Origin of the sequence: Neoroseomonas soli (genome assembly GCF_018129065.1) — a bacterium.
Classification (GTDB): domain Bacteria; phylum Pseudomonadota; class Alphaproteobacteria; order Acetobacterales; family Acetobacteraceae; genus Neoroseomonas; species Neoroseomonas soli.
In genome coordinates this window covers 32,059-51,794 of sequence record NZ_JAAEDM010000021.1, presented here as the reverse complement: position 1 = coordinate 51,794, position 19,736 = coordinate 32,059, and the positions used below count along the sequence as shown (strand labels likewise).

General features: G+C 69.9%; 19 protein-coding genes and 1 tRNA gene. 12 read left to right on the top strand and 8 right to left on the bottom strand.

The features are described from left to right. The first annotated feature begins 75 nt into the window (after positions 1-75). The 3 genes from GXW76_RS10375 (at position 76) to GXW76_RS10365 (ending at position 1,585) form a co-directional block, all read left to right on the top strand. The gene (locus GXW76_RS10375) at positions 76-528 is read left to right on the top strand and encodes a GatB/YqeY domain-containing protein (RefSeq protein WP_211861938.1); all 453 of its coding nucleotides are present in this window, start codon (positions 76-78) and stop codon (positions 526-528) included. A gap of 92 nt (positions 529-620) precedes the next feature. Continuing rightward, positions 621-1,133 carry a DUF3592 domain-containing protein gene (locus GXW76_RS10370; protein WP_211861937.1) on the top strand — a complete coding sequence of 171 codons (513 nt, stop codon included), beginning with the start codon at positions 621-623 and terminating at the stop codon, positions 1,131-1,133. A 29-nt stretch (positions 1,134-1,162) separates the two neighbouring features. Continuing rightward, a complete protein-coding gene (locus GXW76_RS10365) occupies positions 1,163-1,585 on the top strand; it encodes a DoxX family protein (protein ID WP_246514086.1) in 423 nt (140 codons plus the stop codon). 342 nt (positions 1,586-1,927) lie between these two features. Here GXW76_RS10365 and GXW76_RS10360 read toward each other — a convergent pair whose 3' ends face one another. Next, positions 1,928-2,146 (bottom strand): DUF3126 family protein, encoded by a 219-nt coding sequence (locus GXW76_RS10360; RefSeq protein WP_211861936.1) that lies wholly within the window; start codon positions 2,144-2,146, stop codon positions 1,928-1,930. Between the two features lie 105 nt (positions 2,147-2,251). On the opposite strand from GXW76_RS10360, the gene dnaG reads away from it, so the two are divergent. The 3 genes from dnaG to GXW76_RS10345 all read left to right on the top strand — a co-directional run bounded on the left by dnaG (position 2,252) and on the right by GXW76_RS10345 (position 6,708). Continuing rightward, positions 2,252-4,051, top strand: a complete 1,800-nt coding sequence (gene dnaG, locus GXW76_RS10355) for a DNA primase (protein ID WP_211861935.1) — start codon at positions 2,252-2,254, stop codon at positions 4,049-4,051. A gap of 72 nt (positions 4,052-4,123) precedes the next feature. Beyond that, positions 4,124-6,046, top strand: a complete 1,923-nt coding sequence (gene rpoD, locus GXW76_RS10350; RefSeq protein ID WP_211861934.1) for an RNA polymerase sigma factor RpoD — start codon at positions 4,124-4,126, stop codon at positions 6,044-6,046. 86 nt (positions 6,047-6,132) lie between these two features. Next, a complete protein-coding gene (locus GXW76_RS10345; RefSeq protein WP_211861933.1) occupies positions 6,133-6,708 on the top strand; it encodes a GNAT family N-acetyltransferase in 576 nt (191 codons plus the stop codon). Between the two features lie 17 nt (positions 6,709-6,725). On the opposite strand, the gene GXW76_RS10340 is transcribed toward GXW76_RS10345, so the two are convergent. The 4 genes from GXW76_RS10340 to ppa all read right to left on the bottom strand — a co-directional run bounded on the left by GXW76_RS10340 (position 6,726) and on the right by ppa (position 11,033). After that, on the bottom strand, positions 6,726-7,442 hold the full coding sequence (locus tag GXW76_RS10340; RefSeq protein WP_246514085.1) for an MgtC/SapB family protein: 717 nt from the start codon (positions 7,440-7,442) through the stop codon (positions 6,726-6,728). Positions 7,443-7,590: 148 nt separating this feature from the next. Continuing rightward, complete coding sequence (locus GXW76_RS10335) at positions 7,591-9,711, bottom strand: sodium-translocating pyrophosphatase (protein ID WP_211861931.1); 2,121 nt, start codon at positions 9,709-9,711, stop codon at positions 7,591-7,593. Between the two features lie 245 nt (positions 9,712-9,956). Next, entirely contained in the window at positions 9,957-10,205 is a 249-nt protein-coding gene (locus GXW76_RS10330) for a hypothetical protein (protein WP_246514084.1), read from the bottom strand. 297 nt (positions 10,206-10,502) lie between these two features. After that, the gene (gene ppa, locus GXW76_RS10325) at positions 10,503-11,033 is read right to left on the bottom strand and encodes an inorganic diphosphatase (RefSeq protein WP_211861930.1); all 531 of its coding nucleotides are present in this window, start codon (positions 11,031-11,033) and stop codon (positions 10,503-10,505) included. A gap of 113 nt (positions 11,034-11,146) precedes the next feature. Between ppa and GXW76_RS10320 the strand changes: the two genes are divergently transcribed. The 4 genes from GXW76_RS10320 (at position 11,147) to GXW76_RS10305 (ending at position 15,176) form a co-directional block, all read left to right on the top strand. Next, positions 11,147-12,409: a M20/M25/M40 family metallo-hydrolase gene (locus tag GXW76_RS10320; RefSeq protein ID WP_211861929.1), complete on the top strand. Its 1,263-nt coding sequence runs from the start codon at positions 11,147-11,149 to the stop codon at positions 12,407-12,409. A 109-nt stretch (positions 12,410-12,518) separates the two neighbouring features. Then, a tRNA-Ile gene (locus tag GXW76_RS10315) sits at positions 12,519-12,591 on the top strand. Positions 12,592-12,874: 283 nt separating this feature from the next. After that, positions 12,875-14,554, top strand: coding sequence for an energy-dependent translational throttle protein EttA (gene ettA, locus GXW76_RS10310; protein ID WP_211861928.1), 1,680 nt, complete (start codon positions 12,875-12,877; stop codon positions 14,552-14,554). 97 nt (positions 14,555-14,651) lie between these two features. Next, positions 14,652-15,176: a GNAT family N-acetyltransferase gene (locus tag GXW76_RS10305; protein WP_211861927.1), complete on the top strand. Its 525-nt coding sequence runs from the start codon at positions 14,652-14,654 to the stop codon at positions 15,174-15,176. A gap of 148 nt (positions 15,177-15,324) precedes the next feature. Here the strand turns inward: GXW76_RS10305 and GXW76_RS10300 are convergent, their stop codons facing one another. From GXW76_RS10300 to GXW76_RS10290, 3 genes are all read right to left on the bottom strand, one after another. Beyond that, a complete protein-coding gene (locus GXW76_RS10300) occupies positions 15,325-15,777 on the bottom strand; it encodes a hypothetical protein (protein WP_211861926.1) in 453 nt (150 codons plus the stop codon). Between the two features lie 87 nt (positions 15,778-15,864). Beyond that, positions 15,865-16,497, bottom strand: coding sequence for an MlaC/ttg2D family ABC transporter substrate-binding protein (locus GXW76_RS10295; RefSeq protein WP_211861925.1), 633 nt, complete (start codon positions 16,495-16,497; stop codon positions 15,865-15,867). 35 nt (positions 16,498-16,532) lie between these two features. Next, on the bottom strand, positions 16,533-17,330 hold the full coding sequence (locus GXW76_RS10290; protein WP_211861924.1) for an MlaA family lipoprotein: 798 nt from the start codon (positions 17,328-17,330) through the stop codon (positions 16,533-16,535). Between the two features lie 243 nt (positions 17,331-17,573). Between GXW76_RS10290 and metF the strand changes: the two genes are divergently transcribed. Next, a complete protein-coding gene (metF, locus tag GXW76_RS10285) occupies positions 17,574-18,509 on the top strand; it encodes a methylenetetrahydrofolate reductase (RefSeq protein WP_211861923.1) in 936 nt (311 codons plus the stop codon). A gap of 203 nt (positions 18,510-18,712) precedes the next feature. After that, positions 18,713-19,729, top strand: a complete 1,017-nt coding sequence (locus GXW76_RS10280; protein WP_211861922.1) for an ABC transporter substrate-binding protein — start codon at positions 18,713-18,715, stop codon at positions 19,727-19,729. Positions 19,730-19,736 lie beyond the last annotated feature (7 nt).

Here is a 19,736-nt window from a genome sequence, read left to right as displayed (position 1 = left end):
ATCCGATTGGTGGGAAATTTCCTCCCAGGCGCCCGCCCGCGCTATATGGGCGCCGACCAGACGAGGATCCCTGCCATGTCCCTGCGCGACCGCTTCACGGACGAACTCAAGACCGCCATGCGCGCCGGCAATTCCGCCCGCGTCTCCACGCTGCGCATGATCCAGGCGAAGCTGAAGGACAGCGACATCGCCGCCCGTCCGGGCCCGCCCATCGATGATGCCGGCATCGTCGCCATGCTGCGCGGCATGGCGAAGTCGCGGGCGGAATCCGTCACCCTCTACCGCCAGGGCGGGCGGGAGGAACTCGCGGCGAAGGAGGAGGCGGAGATCGCCGTCATCGACAGCTTCCTGCCGCAGCAGATGGACGACGCCGCCATGGCGGCCGCCGTCGATGCCGCGGTGGCCGAGACCGGCGCCGCGTCCATCAAGGACATGGGCAAGGTGATGGCGGCGCTGAAGGCGAAGTACGCCGCGGTGCTGGACATGGCCAAGGCCGGTCCGATGGTGAAGGCGCGCCTCGGCGGCTGAGGCCACCGTTTCGATTGTTTCGGCACCCGTCCGCGCGGTAATCTCACCGTGCGGGACGGCCGCCGCGCCTTCCCGCGGGAGGGTGCGGCATCATGGCTGTCACGGTTCCTGCCCCAAATCCCCATCCCGCGCCGGCAGGGCGCGGCGGGCATGCCAGGGGCGCGCCGCCGTCGCGCACGTCCCGCTGGATCTACCTGGCGTTCTTCGCGGGGCTGGGCGTGCTCTTCGCCTGGCATGCCTGGTCGCAGGCTGACGCCTACTGGGCCCTCGACACCCATGGGCAGCGGGCGGAGGCGGTGATCCTCCGCTACGAGGAGGTCCGCGGCAGGCGCAGCACCACCCGGTATCCGGTCTTCCAGTTCGCCACGCCGGAGGGGCGGAAGGTGGAGGCGACCTCGGGCGTCTCGGCCGACCCGTCGGAATGGCCGCGCGGCCGGCGGCTGGTCGTGGTCTATGACCCCGGCAACCCGGCCAATGTGCGGCCGGCCGCCGCGGTCGCCGCGGGTCCCGGCATCACGCCCTGGGTCCTGGGCCTGCTCGCCTTCGTGATGTTCGCGCTGGCCTCGGTCTTCCTCATCCCGGACCGGCCGAGGAAGATCCACTGAGGTCACGCCCGGGGCAAGGGAGGCAAGCCATGATGGGGTCGGAGCCCGGCAGGGCCAGGGACGAGGCGATCCTCGTGGCCCGCATCCTGCTCGTCCTGCTCTTCGCCGTCTCCGGCTGGGGCAAGCTGACGAATTTCTCCGGGACCATTGCCTATATGGAGCGTGTCGGCGCCCCCGTGCCGTCGATCACCGCCTTGGTGGCGACCGCGGTCGAGCTTCTCGGCGCGCTCGCCATTGCCGTCGGGGTCTGGACGCGACCGATCGCGCTCGGGCTCGCGCTGTTCACGCTGGGCACCGCGATCATCGGCCACCCGTTCTGGACGATGGAGGGCGCGGACCGCTATGCGAACGCGATCAACTTCTACAAGAACATCAGCATCATCGCCGCGTTCCTGCTGCTCTACGTGACGGGTCCGGGCAGGTACTCGCTGGAAGCCCGGCTTCGGTCCTAGAGCAGATCCCGATCAGGTGGACTCACCTGATCGGGTGAAGATGCTCCCAAGAACAAAGGCCTGGAGCGGTGTCCGTGAGCCGAGGCGAACGGAAACCGCTCTGGTGTCCCGATTCCGAAATCCTGCGGACTTCGTTCGGACGCCAGCAGCCGTTGTTTTCAGTGGCCTGCTTGTTCGCTTCGTTCGCTGGAAATCCAGCGAACTTCGCGAGCAGGACACTAGGCGGAATGCCGGACCCCGCTGGCGCATTGGCCTGATGGCCAGCCCTTCGCATCCGTGCCCCGGCGGCGCGATCGCGGCGGGCACGCGCGGCCGGGGGAGGACTTCCTCCCCCGCCACGGTTCAGTTCGGCATCTCGAGGTCTTCGGACAGCACCACGATCTGCACGGCGTAGGAAACCTCGCCGTCCTCGGCATCGCGGTGGATGGTGCCGATGAACTCGTCGCCGACGCGCAGCTCGACGCTGGCGCCCTTGCGCTCGGGGGCGGCGACGACGATGCGGTTGTTGCCGAAGAGGCGGCGGAGATGTGCCTGTACGGCGGCGCGTTCGGCCGGGGTCATTGGTGTGTCCTCATGTGCGGGAAGGCCGGCTGATTACCTCTCGTGGCGCGGCGGCGCAATTCGCTTCGCCGCAGGCGCCGGCGAGGCTATGAGACACGGCTCGCCATGGCCCTTCCGCCCGCCTTCCTCGACGAGCTGCGCGTCCGCACGCCGCTGCCCGGCCTGATCGGCCGCAAGACGCGGCTGACCAAGTCCGGCCGCAACTGGAAGGGCTGCTGCCCCTTCCATGGGGAAAAGACGCCCTCCTTCTACGTCTATGACGATCATTTCCACTGCTTCGGCTGCGGCGCGCATGGCGATGCCATCACCTTCGTCATGCGCAGCGAAGGCGCCTCCTTCCCCGAGGCGGTGGAGCGCCTCGCCGCCGAGGCCGGGATGGAGGTGCCGAAGCCCAGCGCGCGGGAGGTCGAGCGCGAACGCCACGCCCGCGACCTGCACGCCATCATGGCCGCGGCGGCCGAGGCCTTTCATCGCCGCCTCTTCCTGCCCGAAGGCCGTCCGGCGCTCGACTACCTGCTGCGGCGCGGGCTGAAGGAGGAGACGATCCGCGACTTCGCCCTCGGCTGGGCGGCATCGGGGCGCGGGGCGATCGCCGCCGACTTGCGCGGCCTGGGCGTGACCGAAGGCCAACTGGTCGAACTCGGCCTGCTCCGTCCCGGCGAGGCCGGCGACCCGCCGCGCGACTTCTTCTATGCGCGCGTCATGTTCCCGATCCGCGACCGGCGCGGGCGGGTGATCGCCTTCGGCGGACGCATCCTGGGCGACGGCCAGCCGAAATACGTCAACAGCCCGGAGACGCCGCTGTTCCACAAGCGGCTCGGCCTCTATGGCCTGGACCTGGCGCGGGAAGGGGCCTTCCGGGGCGCCACCGTCGTCGCCGTCGAGGGCTACATGGACGTCATCGCCCTGCACCAGGCGGGCTTCACCGGGGCGGTGGCGCCGCTCGGCACCGCGCTGACGCCGGAACAGTTGCAGGAGCTCTGGCGCCTGTCGCCCGAACCGGTGCTCTGCTTCGACGGCGACGCCGCCGGCGCGCGGGCGGCGGCGCGGGCGGCCGAGGTGGCGCTGCCCCTGATCACCACCGACCGGACCCTGCGCTTCGCCACCCTGCCGGCGGGCGAGGACCCCGACACGCTCACCGCCAGGGGCGGCCCCACCGCCTTCCAGGCCGTGCTGGACGCCGCCCGGCCGATGTCGGATGCGCTCTATGGCCTGGTCGTCGGCGGCCACCCGGCCGCCACGCCGGAACAGCGGGCGGCGCTGCGCAACCGCCTGACGGCTGCCGCCGGCGCCATCGCCGACAAGGCGCTCGCGGCCGAATACCGGCGGGCGCTGCTCGACCGCTTCTTCGCCTCGGGCCGGAAGGGGCCGGGGGGCGCGCGGCCTGCGGTCCGGCGCCCGGCCCGCCCGCCCATCGCCGAAGGCCCGGTCCGGGCCGAGCGCGCCCGCATGCTGCTCGCGATCGTCCTGCGCCATCCCTGGCTTCTGCCCCAGGTGGAGGAGGCAATCGGCCTGCTCGACCTGCCCGATGGGCCCGCCACGCACCTGCGGGCCGCGATTCTCGCATGGCATGGGGGGGTGGAACGGGTTGACTCGGAAGGGCTGATCGCCCACCTCGCAGACTGCGGATTGGAAGATGCGGTGGCCTGGGCGCTGGTGCCCGCCGGCCTGCCGCTCGCGGCACGGCCCGAGGCCCTGCCCGGGGAGGTCGAGGAAGGCTTCTGGCATTTCTTCCTCCGCCTGCGCGGCGAGGCGGAGTTGATCGAGGACCAGCAGGACGCCCAGAGGATCCTGGCGGAAACCAACGATCCGACGGCACAGCGCCGGTTGATCCTGGTGACGGAGGCGCTCGACGCCATCCGCCGCGGGGAAGGGGCTGCGGGGGCGTCCGGGGACGCCGCATAGGGTAGAGGCAGTTTTTCTCGGGCATCCGGCCACCATCGGATGCCCGAAAGCGTTGGACGGAGCGGAGAACGCATGGCGAGCAAAGCGGCGGCAGGGGCTGAGACGGTCGAGACCCGGGACGAGCAGGTCGAAGGCCTGCTGCTGGACACCCAGTCGGCGGCTGTGAAGAAGCTGATCGCCCGCGGCAAGGAGCGCGGCTACGTCACGGTGGACGAGCTGAACGCGGCCCTGCCCTCCGAACAGGTTTCCTCCGAGATGATCGAGGACACCATGGCGATGCTGAGCGAGGCCGGCATCAACGTGGTCGAGAACGAGGAGACCGAGGACGGCGAGGCCGCCGCCAAGCCCGCCGAAAAGAAGGATGGCGAGGAGGAGGAGGAATCCGGCGGCAATGTGGACGAGGAAAGCCTCGGCCGCACCGACGACCCCGTCCGCATGTACCTGCGCGAGATGGGCAGCGTCGAGCTGCTCTCCCGCGAGGGCGAGATCGCGATCGCCAAGCGCATCGAAGCCGGCCGCGACATGATGATCGGCGGGCTCTGCGAGAGCCCGATGACCTTCCAGGCCATCCTGCGCTGGCACGAGGCGGTGAAGTCGAGCCCGGCGCGCATGCTGCTGCGCGACGTGATTGACCTCGAGGCGACGCAATCCGCCGGCAACCCGGACGGCGCCCCGGCCGAAGCCGCCGAGGAGGAATTCGAGGAGGGCGAGGAAGGCGAGGGGATGGGCCTTTCCCTCTCCGCGCTCGAGGAGAAGCTGAAGCCGGAGGTCCTGGCGAACTTCGCCGAGATCGAGAACCTCTACGGCAAGCTGCAGAAGCTCTCGTCCAAGCGCATGGAGGCCTACACCTCCGGCGAGGAACTCGCCGCGCGCGGCGAGAAGACCTACGAGAAGCAGCGCCGCGAGCTGATTTCGCTGGTGGAGAAGGTCCATCTCCACAACAACCGCATCGAGGAGCTGGTCGACCAGCTCAAGGGCCTGAACCGCAAGCTGACGGTCCTCGAAGGCCAGGTGCTGCGCCTGGCGGAAGCGCAGAAGGTCAAGCGCGAGGAGTTCCTGCAGCATTGGCGCGGGTCTGAACTGGACCCCGCCTGGCTCGAGCGCGTCGGCGCCCTGCCGGGCAAGGGCTGGAAGGCCTTCGTCGCCAAGTCCAGCACCGATGTCGAGGCGATCCGCTCCCGCATCGCCGAGGTCGCCAACCTGACCGGCCTGCCGATCGCGGAGTTCAAGCGTGTCTACGCCACGGTCAGCCGCGGCGAGCGCGACATGACCCAGGCGAAGAAGGAGATGATCGAGGCCAATCTCCGCCTCGTGATCTCCATCGCCAAGAAGTACACGAACCGCGGCCTGCAGTTCCTGGACCTGATCCAGGAGGGCAATATCGGCCTGATGAAGGCGGTGGATAAGTTCGAATACCGCCGCGGCTACAAGTTCAGCACCTATGCGACCTGGTGGATCCGGCAGGCGATCACGCGCTCCATCGCCGACCAGGCGCGGACCATCCGCATCCCGGTCCACATGATCGAGACGATCAACAAGCTGGTCCGCACCAGCCGGCAGATGCTGCACGAGATCGGCCGCGAGCCGCAGCCCGAGGAACTCGCCGAAAAGCTCGGCATGCCCCTGGAAAAGGTCCGCAAGGTCCTGAAGATCGCCAAGGAGCCGATCTCCCTCGAAACGCCGATCGGCGACGAGGAGGACAGCCACCTCGGCGACTTCATCGAGGACAAGGCCGCGGTCATCCCGCTCGACGCCGCGATCCAGTCCAACCTGCGCGAGGCGACGACCCGCGTGCTGGCGTCCCTGACGCCGCGCGAGGAGCGTGTTCTCCGCATGCGCTTCGGCATCGGCATGAACACCGACCACACGCTGGAAGAGGTCGGCCAGCAGTTCAACGTCACGCGCGAGCGCATCCGCCAGATCGAGGCCAAGGCCCTGCGCAAGCTGAAGCACCCGTCGCGGTCGCGGAAGCTGCGTTCCTTCCTGGACAACTGATCGGCGCCCGCGCGCGCCGACGAACCCAGTTGACCAGCGCCCCGCGCCGCCGCGAGACTCGTCGGCGCGGGTGGAGGGCACGAGCCATGGCGATGACCATCGCTGATCCGGTGCAGGACGTGACCGTGGATGTCACCTTCCTGCGGATGGAGGCGCCCTCCCTCACGCCGGCGCGCCCGCTGCCGCCGGAGGTGCGCGTCGAGCATGCGCTCCACTGCTCCGTCCCCTTCTACCGCTACCTCTACGACACGGTGGGCGAGCCCTGGCTGTGGTGGATGCGCCGCACGGCGTCGGACGCCGAACTCGCGGCGCTGCTCTCGCTGCCGGCGATCTCGGTCCATGTGCTGATGAAGGACGGCGAGCCGGCGGGGTTCTACGAACTCGACCGCCGCAATCCGCAGACGGTCAACCTCGCCTATTTCGGGCTGATGCCCTGGGCGATCGGCACCGGCCTCGGCCGCGCCTTCCTGCGCCATGCGGTGGACACGGCCTGGGCGTCGCGGCGGCCGGCGGTGACGGTGAACACCTGCACGGCCGACCATCCGCGCGCCCTGCCGGCCTACCTCGCCGCGGGCTTCCAGCGGCTGCGGACGGTGCGGGAGGTGTGGCCGGTGCCCCTCCGGCTGGGGCTGAAGGTACCGGCGCACCTGGCGGAACGCTGAGGCGCCGCGCGCCGGGGCTATTCCAGGGCGCTGCTCTCCCAGGCGGCGTCGGTGACGCCGGGGTGGCGGGCGAGCTGCGCCACCACTGCCTCCAGCTCCGCGACCACCACGGCGGTGCTGACCAGGACGGCGGTGACCTCCACTGCCTCCTCGCCCCGTTCGGCCACCTCGATGTCGCTGACCGGGTATTGGGCGGCCCGGAGCCTATCGATCAGATGCCGGCGCACCGCCGGAAGCTGCGCGGGCGTGGTCGTCGCCCGCACCTCGATCCGGGCCTCCACCGCCACGCGGTCGAGGGGCAGGCGTTCGATCCAGGTGACGACCGGCCGCAACATCGTGTTGCCGGCGAGCACGAAGACTGTGATCAGGACGGCTTCCACCAGCAGGTCCGATCCGGCGGCGGCGCCGATGGCGGCGGAGCACCACAAGGTCGCCGCGGTGTTCAGCCCGCGGACATTCATCCCTTCCTTCATGATCACGCCGGCGCCGAGGAAGCCGATGCCGGAGACGACATAGGAGATCACGCGCACCGCCTCGGCATCCCCGGCCAGCCGCTGGCCGATGTCCACGAAGGCGGCGGCGCCGACCGCCACCAGCGTGTTGGTCCGCAATCCGGCGCTGCGCTGGCGGAACTGCCGCTCCATGCCGACCAGCGTGCCGAGCCCGAAGGCCGCGAGGAGGCTGAGCATGCTGTCCAGGATCGGCAGCGCCTGGATGGTCGTCAGGAAGCGCAAGGGGGGGACTCGCCGGGCGGGAGGGCAACCGGCGGCATCGTAGCAGCGGCGCCAGGCGATGGACGGGCGTCGCCAAATGGTCATGCGGCAAGAAGAAGGGCCGGCGGATTGCTCCGCCGGCCCCCGAGCGTCGCGCGGTATCCGCGGCTCAGCTGTGCGCCAGCATCGCCAGCAGCAGCAGCGCCACGATGTTGGTGATCTTGATCATCGGGTTCACGGCGGGGCCCGCCGTGTCCTTGTACGGGTCGCCCACGGTGTCGCCGGTGACCGCCGCCTTGTGGGCGTCCGATCCCTTGCCGCCGTGGTGTCCGTCCTCGATGTACTTCTTGGCGTTGTCCCAGGCGCCGCCGCCGGTGGTCATGGAGACCGCGACGAAGAAGCCGTTGACGATGACGCCGAGCAGCATCGCGCCGAGCGCCGCGAAGGCCTCCGACTTGCCCGCGATCGCCTGGATGCCGAAGTAGATCACCAGCGGCGACAGCACCGGCAGCAGCGAGGGGATGATCATCTCCTTGATCGCCGCCTTGGTCAGCATGTCCACCGCGCGGCCGTAATCCGGCTTGTCGGTGCCCTGCATGATGCCCGGCTTCTCGCGGAACTGCCGCCGCACTTCCTCGACCACGCTCATCGCCGCGCGGCCGACCGCCGTCATCGCCATGCCGCCGAACAGGTAGGGCAGCATGCCGCCGAACAGCAGCCCGACGACGACGTAGGGATTGGCGAGCGAGAAGTCGATCGCGGTGACCCCGGCGAAGTACGGGTACTGCGCCGCATTGGCGGTGAAGTAGCCGAGGTCCTGCGTATAGGCTGCGAACAGCACCACCGCGCCAAGCGCGGCGGAGCCGATCGCATAGCCCTTGGTCACCGCCTTGGTGGTGTTGCCGACGGCGTCCAGCGCGTCGGTGGTCTGGCGGATCTCCTTGGGCAGCCCGGCCATCTCGGCGATGCCACCCGCATTGTCCGTGACCGGGCCGAAGGCGTCGAGCGCCACCACCATCCCGGCCAGCGCCAGCATCGTCGTCACCGCGATGGCGATGCCGTAGAGGCCGGCCAGCGCATAGGAGACCAGGATGCCGAAGATGATCACCAGCGCCGGCAGGGCGGTGGATTCCATCGACACGGCCAGGCCGCGGATTACGTTGGTGCCGTGCCCGGTCACCGAGGCTTCCGCGATGGACTGCACCGGCCGGAAGTTGGTGCCGGTGTAGTACTCGGTGATCCAGATGATCAGCCCCGTGACCGCAAGGCCCACCACGCCGCAGAGGAACAGCGAGAAGGCGCCGAAGGTCGAGCCCGCCGCCGTCACGCTGCCGAACCCGAAGATCAGGTAGGTCAGCGGCAGCAGCGCGACCAGCGAGAGCACGCCCGTCACCGCGAAGCCGCGGTACATCGCCCCCATGATCGAGTTGTTCGCCGGCAGCTTGACGAAATAGGTGCCGGCGATCGAGGTCACCACGCAGACCGCGCCGATCGCGAGCGGGAAGATCATGCCCGCGTTCAGGAAGTTCGTCCCCGCGAAGGCGATGGCCGCCAGCACCATGGTGGCGACCATGGTGACCGCATAGGTCTCGAACAGGTCCGCGGCCATGCCGGCGCAGTCGCCCACGTTGTCGCCCACATTGTCGGCGATGGTCGCGGGGTTGCGGGGGTCATCCTCGGGGATGCCGGCCTCGACCTTGCCCACCATGTCGCCGCCGACATCCGCACCCTTGGTGAAGATGCCGCCGCCGAGACGGGCGAAGATCGAGATCAGCGAGGCACCGAAGCCGAGCGCCACCAGCGCGTCGATGACGGTGCGGCTGTTGGGCGCAAGCCCGCCGATCACCACCAGCAGGAAGAAGTAGACGGCGACGCCGAGCAGCGCGAGGCCCGCCACCAGCATCCCGGTGATCGCCCCCGACTTGAACGCGACATCGAGCCCGCCCGCGAGCGAGCCGATCGCCGCCTGCGCCGTGCGCAGGTTCGCGCGCACCGAGACGTTCATGCCGATGAAGCCGGCCATGCCGGACAGCACGGCGCCCAGCAGGAAGCCGATCGCGACCGTGAGCCCAAGCCGCCAGGCCACCAGCACGAACAGCACCACGCCGACGATGGCGATGGTGGTGTACTGGCGCTTCAGGTAGGCCGAGGCGCCTTCCTGGATCGCCCTCGCGATCTCCTGCATGCGCTCGCTGCCCGGGTCGCGGGACAGCACGTCCTTGGCGGTGATGACGCCATAGGCGATGGACAACGCCCCGAGCGCGATCACGAGGATCAACGAAACCGTCAACAAAGTGTGGACTCCCCCTGGAATAAGTGCGCGGCTCCAGCCGCTCCGGCCCGTCTTTCGCAGGCCATGGTGAAGGCTAGAGGGGGAATGGCCGGGCGCGCAACGGGGGCACCCGCGGCGTGGCACGGGCTTCCGGAGGGGCGCCGCCCCTCCGGGCCACCCCGCCAAAGGCCGAGAGGCCTTTGGAAACCAGGAGTTCGGGATTTCGCTTTTCGGGTGGGCGGTATTGGGTTATAGGAAAATGATCATGGGTCCGAGGTCTGCCTGCGCTTCAGGATGCGCAGGGCCTCGACCAGGACGTCGCGGGTGATGCCTTGCTTCCCGAACATCATCTCCGCCTCGGCGAGCGTCGCGGAGACGGCCGGCCGCAGCAGAAGCGTGCCGTTCTCCATCCAGGCCTCCAGGTGGCGAGGGTTGCCGAGGGCCGCCCGCATGGCGCGCCTCAGCGTCACCTGCCCCTGGGACGAGACCTTCAGCACTGCGCGTTCCGCCAAGGCGACCTCCATCCTCGGAGCCGCCATTAAAGGACTAAAATCCTAAATTTGTAAATGGTGTCCAGAGGCCTCTCGGCCTCTGGCGGGGAGGCCCGGAGGGGCGGCGCCCCTCCGGGCCGGTCGCAGCGCGGCCTTTCGGCCTCTGGCGCGGAGGTTCGGAGGGGCGGCGCCCCTCCGGTCCGGTCGCTGGGTGGCCTTTCGGCCTCTGGCGCGGAGGTTCGGAGAAGCGGCGCCCCTCCAGTCCGGTCGCAGCGTGGCCTTTCGGCCCCGCAGCCAACGCCCCTCCCGCTCAGGCGCCTATTTCTTCTTCGCGCGCTCGATCGCCTCGACGATGAGCTTGCGCGCCTCGTCCGCGCCGCCCCAGCCCAGCACCTTCACCCACTTGCCGGGTTCGAGGTCCTTGTAGTGCTCGAAGAAGTGCTGGATCTGCTGCAGCGTGATCTGCGGCAGGTCCGTGTGGTTCTTCACATGGGCATAGCGCTGGGTGAGCTTCGGCGCCGGCACGGCGATGATCTTCTCGTCCCCGCCGCCATCGTCCTCCATGCGCAGCACGCCCACCGGCCGGACGTTGATCACAGCGCCGGGGATGATCGGGCGGGTATTGGCCACCAGCACGTCGATCGGGTCGCCGTCCTCGGACAGGGTGTGCGGCACGAAGCCGTAGTTCCCGGGGTAGCGCATCGGCGTGTAGAGGAAGCGGTCGACGATGAGCGTGCCGGCTTCCTTGTCCATCTCGTACTTGATGGGCTCCCCGCCGACCGGGACCTCGACGATGACGTTCACGTCCTCGGGCGGGTTCTTGCCGATCGCGATGGCGTCGATGCGCATGGGCTTGCACTCCAGTGGGGGTCGGCGCGGCTGGTAGCAGAGTGGCGCGCCGGGGCCAATCGCAGTGCAGCATGGCTTGCGCCCGGGCGCGCGGCGGCCTCAGGCTGCGGGCCATGCCAGCCCCGGATGATGCCCGCGCCACCTTCGCCGCCGCCGCCCGCGCCCGTGCGCCGGAGGTCACCGCCCTTGCCCGCCGGCTGATGGCCGTGCCCTCTCCCAACCCGCCCGGAGACGTCCGCGCCTGCGCGCAGGAGGCAGCCGCCATCCTCCGCGACCTGGCCCCGGCTGCCGAGGTGACGCTGCACGCCACCTCGGCGGATGTGACCAACCTGGTCGCCCGCATCGCCGGCGCCGGGTCGGGGCGGGTACTGGCCTTCAACGGCCATCTCGATACCTATCCGGTGAACGAGGCCCTGCCCTGGACCGTGGACCCGCTGCGTGGCGAGGTCCGCGACGGCCGCCTCTACGGCCGCGGCGCGGCCGACATGAAGGGCGGCATCGCGGCCTCGATCCTGGCCTTCGCCCTGCTGGCGCAGCACCGGGGCGCCTGGCGCGGGGAAGCGGTCCTGACCCTCGCCGGCGACGAGGAATCGATGGGCCCGCTGGGGACGAAATGGCTGCTGGACCATGTGCCGGGCCTCGCCTCCGCCGGGGCGGTGGTCATCGGCGATGCCGGCAGCCCGCGCGTGCTGCGCTTCGGGGAGAAGGGCTTCCTCTGGATCGAGGTCGAGGCCACGGGCCGCGCCGCGCACGGCGCGCATGTCCATCTCGGGGAGAATGCGGTGGACCGGCTGCGCGCGGCGCTCGATGCGGTGGCGCGCCTGCGGGACCTGCCGGTCGCCGCCCCGCCCGCCGTCACCGCCGCCATCGCCGCGGCCAAGCCGGTCAGCGAACCGCTCGCCGGGGTGGGGGAGGCCGAGGTGCTCGGCCGCGTCACCGTGAACATCGGCCGCATCGAGGGCGGCACGGCGCCGAACCTGGTGCCGGCCTCGGCGCGGGCCGCCTGCGACATCCGCCTGCCGGTCGGCGTGACCTGCGCCGAGGCCGAGGCGGCGCTGCATGCGGGCCTCGACCCGCTGCCGGGGATCACCTGGAACGTCCTGCGCCGCTTCGAACCGAACCACACCGACCCCGCCGCCGACATCGTCCGCCTGACGCATGCCGCGGCCGAGGAGGTGCTGGGCGGCAGGGTGGCGGTGAACATGCGGGTCGGCGGTTCGGATGCCCGCTGGTTCCGCATGGTGGGCCTGCCGACCGTCGTCTACGGCCCGACCCCGCACAACATGGGCGGCGCCGACGAATGGGCCGATGTCGCGGAACTGGAGGCGGTGGCGCGGGTGCATTCCCTCGCGGCCTTCGATTTCCTCGCTGCGTGAGGCCACGGGCTAGGCCGCCGGAGCGCCCGGCCTGCCGGTGGCGGCGGCGCCCGGCATCCTCTCGGGCGCTTGCGCCGCCGCGGCGTCCGCGCCATTCCTGGGCGTGCGTGGGCCTGTAGCTCAATGGTCAGAGCGGACCGCTCATAACGGTTTGGTTGCAGGTTCGAGTCCTGCCGGGCCCATGAATACGTCGTGCGCATGCGCGTGGCGCATTCATCCCCCAGAGGGAGGCGGCGTGGCCGCCTGGGACAGACCCTAACGCGGCGCTGCCGTGCGAGTGCGGGGTGACAGGCGATCGTTCCCCGCCGCGACGCGGTCCGCGACGCGAGACACCCGCCGCTGAGCCGCGTGCCGCGCCGCCTACGACTTCGGCGATCTGCGGCCATGCCGGCCCTCGCCTTGGCTCATCCCCGGCCGGGGGGTAGAACCCGGCCAACCCTTTCCAGATTGCAGGTCCCCCGCCCCATGGCCGCCTACCAGTACGTCTACGTGATGAAAGACCTCACCAAGTCCTATCCGGGCGGGCGCGAGATCTTCAAAGGCATCACCCTCTCCTTCCTGCCCGGCGTGAAGATCGGCGTGCTCGGCCCGAACGGCGCCGGCAAGTCCACGCTGATGCGCATCATGGCCGGTCAGGACAAGGAATTCGGCGGCGAGGCCTGGGCCGCCGAGGGCGTGCGCGTCGGCTACCTCTCGCAGGAGCCCGAGCTCGACCCGAACCTGACCGTCGGCGAGAACGTCCGCGCCGCCTTCGCCGACCTGAACGGCTGGCTGCATCGCTTCAACGAGATCTCCGACAAGTTCGCCGAGGAGATGTCCGAGGACGAGATGAACACCCTGCTCGCCGAGCAGGCGGACCTTCAGGAAAAGATCGACGCCGCGAATGGCTGGGAGATCGACCGCCAGGTCGAGATCGCGCTCGACGCGCTGCGCTGCCCGCCGCCCGATGCGGCGGTGACCAACCTTTCGGGCGGCGAGCGGCGCCGGGTGGCGCTCTGCCGCCTGCTGCTCGAGAAGCCGGACATGCTGCTGCTCGACGAACCGACCAACCATCTCGACGCCGAGAGCGTGTCGTGGCTGGAGCGCACGCTGAAGGATTATGCGGGCACGGTGCTGATCGTCACCCATGACCGCTACTTCCTCGACAACGTCACCTCCTGGATCCTCGAGGTCGATCGCGGCCGCGGCATTCCCTACGAGGGCAACTACTCGACCTACCTCGAGCAGAAGCGCAAGCGCATGGCGCAGGAGGAGCGCGAGGAAAGCGCCCGCCAGCGCCAGCTCGCCGAGGAACGGGACTGGATCGGCCGCTCGCCCTCCGCCCGCCAGGCGAAGTCCAAGGCGCGTATCGCGGCCTATGAGGACCTGCTGCGCGCCAGCCAGGACAAGGCACCCGACCCGACCGAGATCGCCATCCCGCCCGCGCCGCGCCTGGGCAACACCGTCATCACGGCGGAGAACCTGTCCAAGGGCTTCGGCGACCGGCTGCTGATCGACGACCTGTCCTTCAAGCTGCCGCCCGGCGGCATCGTGGGCGTCATCGGCCCGAACGGCGCGGGCAAGACCACGTTGTTCAAGATGATCATGGGCCGCGAGACGCCGGATGCCGGCTCGCTCACCGTGGGCGAGTCCGTGCAGCTCGGCTACGTGGACCAGAGCCGCGACAGCCTCGATGACAACAAGTCCGTCTGGCAGGAGATCTCGGGCGGCGAGGACACCATCACCATCGGCAAGCGCAGCGTGCCCTCGCGCGCCTATGTCGCAGCCTTCAACTTCAAGGGCGGCGATCAGCAGAAGAAGGTCGGCTCGCTCTCGGGCGGTGAGCGCAACCGCGTCCACCTCGCGAAGATGCTGAAGAAGGAGCACAACGTGCTCCTGCTCGACGAACCGACCAACGACCTCGACGTGGAAACCCTGCGCGCGTTGGAAAACGCGCTGATGGAATTCGCGGGCTGCGCGGTCATCATCTCGCACGATCGCTTCTTCCTCGACCGGCTCGCGACGCACATCCTCGCCTTCGAGGGCGACAGTCACGTCGAGTGGTTCGAGGGGAACTTCGAAAGCTACGAAGAGGACAAGCGACGTCGACTCGGGGACGCGGCGACGGACCCGCACCGGATCAAGTACAAGCCTCTCGCAAGGTAAGGGCGGGGGAGGGAACTCCCCCGGCCCCCCTCCTTTTTCTATCTGTCAGCAAGACGGGGCGGGCGCGACGCGACCGGCCCCCCGGCGGAGGCCTCACATGAGCGCGGCCATGAACGCACTGCGTTCGAGCCGGATCGTCACCACCGAACGGCTGATGATGATCCCGCCAGGAAAGGAGAACCTGCCGGATCTCATGCGCCTCAAGGGGGACGAGCGCGTCTTCGGCTGGATGCTGCACGGCGTCCGCTCGCCGGAGCGCGCCGCGGAGGAACTCGAGGACGACATCGATTTCTGGGAGGTGCGCGGCTACGGCACCTGGTGCGTCTTCGCACGCGAGACCGGCGACTTCCTCGGCATCTGCGGCCTCATGGAACGCCCCGACGGGCGCGGCGTGGCGCTGCGCTACGCCCTTTGGCCGGAATGCCGCGGCAAGGGCTTCGCGCGGGAGGCAGCGCGCGCCGCGCTGGCCTTCGCGCATCGCGCGGGCCTCAAGCGCATCATCGCCGTGGCGCGGGACGAGAACATCGCCTCCCGCGCCGTGCTCACCGACATTGGCATGGCCCCGGCGGGCGAGTTCCGCAACCAGGGCCACCGCATGCTGGTCTTCGAGAGCCGGGGCTGAACGCTATCCGCGCCCCCTTGCGGCCCGATGCCCTGCAATCGGGCCGGGAGCGCGAAGCGCGACCGCGCCCAGACCGCCAGTTGCCGCCAGCGCGCCAGTGCAGGGCGCGAAAGCCAAGCCGCCGGATGGCGGCGCCGGCGTCTGAGGCCTAATCCAGCTTCTGCGGCCAGCCGATGAAGATCCCGACATCCCCCGGCACGCCGCCGGGGAAATCGATAATGCGGGCGGAGAAGGTGAAGCCGCCCGCCTTCAGTTCCCGTTCCCACCATTCGTAGACCTTGTGGAGCACGCCGGGCAGCGTGTCCTGCCAGCCTTCCAGGTGGTTGTTGATGCGCCGCCCGCCATCCTCGCACAGCAGCGAGGGGAACTTCAGCAGCATCAGCTCGCGCTCGCCGGCCGCGAAGGCCTTGCGGATGCGCGCGAGGGCGCGTTCGCGGTCCTCGTCGGTGATCTGGTAGGTCTGCACACGTTCGGAGAAGGCGGCGAGTTCGGCCTTCTTGTGGGCCTCGGCGGCCTCCGCTTCGGCGTGGCGCCGCTCGGCCTCGGCGGCGCGCGCGGCAAAGAGGTCCTGGACGCGGAGCGGCGGGCTGTGATCGGCCATGGGGACTGATCCGGAGGGAGTGGAGCGACGCGCCACCCTATCAGCCGTCCGGGGTGCGCGGGATTGATTCCGCGCAAGCCCGCCGGGTCAGCCCCGTGTTTCGCGCGCCGCCAGTTGCGCGATCTGGTTGCGCATCGCCTCCAGCAGCGGCGCCACCTTGCCGCCATTGCGCTGGATGACGGCGGCATATTCGCTGCGCGTGGTCAGCCGCAGGGACGTGCCCTCGGCGATCACGTCCACCACCTTGGGCTGGCCGCCGATCTCGCTGACGCGCCAGTCGAGCGCGAAGGGCGCCGTGTTCGGCCGTTCGACGATGGTGTTGACCAGCGCGTCCTCCTCGGTCCGCTGCTGGCTGCGGCCGAGCGAGAAGCGCACCCCGTGATATTCCCCGAACCGGGCCGAGAGGTTGCGCACGATGATGTCATCGAACAGGCGGATGTACTCGGCGAACTCCGCCTGGGTCGCCTGGCGGACATAGCGGCCGAGGATGAAGCGGCCGGTGCCTTCGATGTCGATGGTCCGGCGCAGCACGGCCGCCACCTTGTCCCGCCGCGCGGGCAGGCCGAGGCGCGGGTCGTTGATCGCCGCCACCAGCTCGTTGCCGGCGGCTTGGATGAAGCCCGTGGCGCGGGTGAGGTCCATCTCGGCCCGGCCGCGGCGCGGCAGCATCAGCACCGCTGCCGCGAGAAGGGGAGAGGAGAGGAGGAGCCGTCTGGTCATTGCCGTCATATGTGTCGCTCTGTGCCGATTCCGAGTCACCGTGGCCGGGTTTCGGCCGCCGGTGGCGCGGGTTCGGTGACGGCTTGGCCGAAGCCGGTCGTGCCCGCTGGGGCGACAACGCGGCCGCGCTCTTCCTGGTTGCGGATCTCGTAGTCGCGGCGCTGGCGGTAGGCCGAGCGCAGGGTCGAATAGGGGTCGAGCGAGGAGGAACGCACCGCGTCGATCGGTTCGAGCAGCGCCTCCCGCGTGTCCACCACCGTCAGGCCGAGTCGCGTCCAGCCGGCGGCATCAACCACCGCCCCCTGGCCGAGCCAGGTCAGCGGGTTGAAGGCGAAGTCCACCCCCTGGCCGGCCAGGTCGCGCGGGCTGGAGGGGCCGAGCAGGGGAACGAACATGTAGAAGCCTTCCCCCGCACCCCAGACGGCCAGCGTCTGGCCGAAATCCTCCGAATGGCCGGACACGCCCCACTCCCGCGCCACGTCCAGGAAGCCGCCGAGCCCGAGGGTGGAATTCACCATGAACCGCCCGAGGGTGATCCGCGCGCGGGAAAAGTTCCCCTGCAACAGGTCGTTCGCCAGGATCACGGGCGCGCGCAGGTTGCCGAGCGCATTGCGGATGCCGTTGCGCACCGGCTGGGGCAGGATGTCGCGATAGGCCTCGGCGACCGGCTGGAGGACGAAGCGGTCGGCGACCTCATGCACCTCGAACATCGCGCGGTTCGCGGGTTCGAAGGGGTCGTTCGTCTCGCGGAACTCGGCCAGCGCCTCCGGGTCGTCCGCCGGCGGGCGCGTCGCGCAGGCGGCGAGTGCCACCAGGGCGAAGGCGAACGCCATGCTTCGCGTCTTCGTGAGGACGGGGGGATTCATGCCGGCGAAATACCGCGTCTGGGCCAGCCTTGGAACCGCTTTCCGAACGGGTCCGGTCCGGAGGGAGCGGGACGGCGGCCCGGCGCGGCCTGCTTGCCATGGGTTGGACGCCTTTTATCGCGGAATGTCACGACGTCTTGCCAGCCCGCCCGGGACGGGCGAGAGGACCGCTCCGCCCGGCGCGGCGCGATGCAACGAGGAACGAGCGCGATGAACAAGCCCCTCAGCGGCACCCTGGCCCGCTGGCTGACCGGGCCCCGTGTGGCTGGCCTGCCCGCCCCGGCGGAGATGCCCGCCCCGCGCCTGTCCTTCGAGTTCTTCCCGCCGAAGACCGAGAAGCTCGAGGAGCAGCTCTGGGCCTGCATCCGGCGGCTGGAGCCGCTGGCGCCGCGCTTCGTCTCGGTCACCTACGGCGCGGGCGGATCCACGCAGGAACGCACCCACGACATCGTCTCGCGCATCGTCGAGGAAACCTCCCTGACGCCGGCCGCCCACCTGACCTGCGTCGGCGCGACGCGGGAGGAGGTGGACGCCGTCGCCCGCCGCTACTGGGAAGCCGGGGTGCGCCACATCGTCGCCCTGCGCGGCGACCCGCCGGCGGGGGCTTCCACCTACACCCCGCATCCGGGCGGCTACGCCCAGGCGGAGGACCTGGTGCGCGGCCTGAAGCGCATCGGGGATTTCGAGATCAGCGTCGGCGCCTATCCGGAAACCCATCCGGCGGCGGTCTCGGCCGAGGCGGACCTCGATTTCCTCAAGCGCAAGATCGACGCCGGGGCGACGCGGGCGATCACGCAGTACTTCTTCGATACCGAGGTCTATCTGCGCTTCCTCGACCGCTGCCTGGCCAAGGGCATCACCGTGCCGATCGTGCCGGGCATCCTGCCGGTGTCGAACTTCCAGCAGGTGGCGAAGTTCTCGGCGATGTGCGGCGCCAGTGTCCCGGCCTGGATGGGGCAACTGTTCGAAGGATTGGACGAGGACGTCGAGACGCGCCGCATGGTCGCCGCGGTGGTGGCGGCCGAACAGGTGCGGCTGTTGCAGGCCAACGGCGTGGACGAGTTCCACTTCTACACGCTGAACCGGCCGGATTTGACCTACGCGATCGCGCATATCCTGGGGGCGCGGCCGAAGGCGGTCGGCTAAAGCAGATCCCGATCAGGTGCAATCACCTGGTCGGGTGAAGATGCTCACAAAAACAATAACCTAGAACGATTTCCGTGAGCCAGGGCGAACGGGAGCCGCCCTGGCCCCGGCCAGGGCGCCGCAATTCGATTCCGTTCGCGCAACGGCCATCGCGGCGCTTATCCTGGAACGCGCCATCGGCACGCCGATGCGGGGAGACGGGCATGGAACGCAGGCATCTGCTCGCGGCGGCCGCGGTGCTTTGCTCGGCGACCCCTGCGGCAAGGGCGCGCGCGCAGGGAAGCGCCGTGCCCCGCGTCTGCTTCCTCGTGAATGGCGGGCCCGGGCCGCTGAGCGACACCATCAGGCGCGACTTCGTTCAGGATCTTGCGGCGCTGGGCAGTGTCGAAGGGCGCGACATCCGGGTGGAGTTCAGCTTCGCGCAGGGCGTGCTGGACCGGCTGCCGGGCCTCGCGGCGGGCCTGGTACAGGATCGCTGCGACATCCTCGTCGGGCTGGGCGGGCCGGCATCGCGGGCGGCCCAGCGGGCCACGGACAGGATTCCCGTCATCTTTTCCATCGTCACGGATCCTGTCGCCCTCGGGCTGGTGGCCTCGGTGGAGCGGCCGGGCCGCAATGTCACGGGCGTCACCAGCCTCGACCCGCGGCAGGCGAACCGGCAGATGGAGTTGCTGAAGCGCGCGCTGCCGGGGGTCGAGCGCGTCGGGATCCTCAGCGACCACACCATCCCCGGTGCCGATGCGTCAGGGATGGCGCCGATCGACAGGGCGAACATCGCCGCTGCGGAGGCCGTTGGCCTGCGGCCCCAGCTCATCAAGCTCGCGCGTCCGACTACGGAGGGTGCGGTTCCCGATGCGGATGGCGCGCTCGGGGCCATGCAGGCACAAGGCGCGCAGGTCGTGCTGGTGCTGGAACTGCCGCTCGCCTTCGCACACCGCAGACTGATCGCAGAGGCCGCAGCGGCGCGCCGCATCCCGACGCTGTTCCCGGGCGGCATGCGCGATGCCGGCGGGCTGATCACCTACGGCACCACGGTCACGGACACCTGGCGGCGCATTCCGGCCATCGTGGACAGGATCCTGAAGGGCGCCAGTCCCGGCGACCTGCCGGTCGAGTTCATCACGCGGCGAGAACTCGTGATCAACCTCGCGACGGCGGCCAGGATCGGCGTCACCGTCCCGCCTGATCTGCTGGCGGAGGCGGATCAGGTCATCCGCTGAACGACAT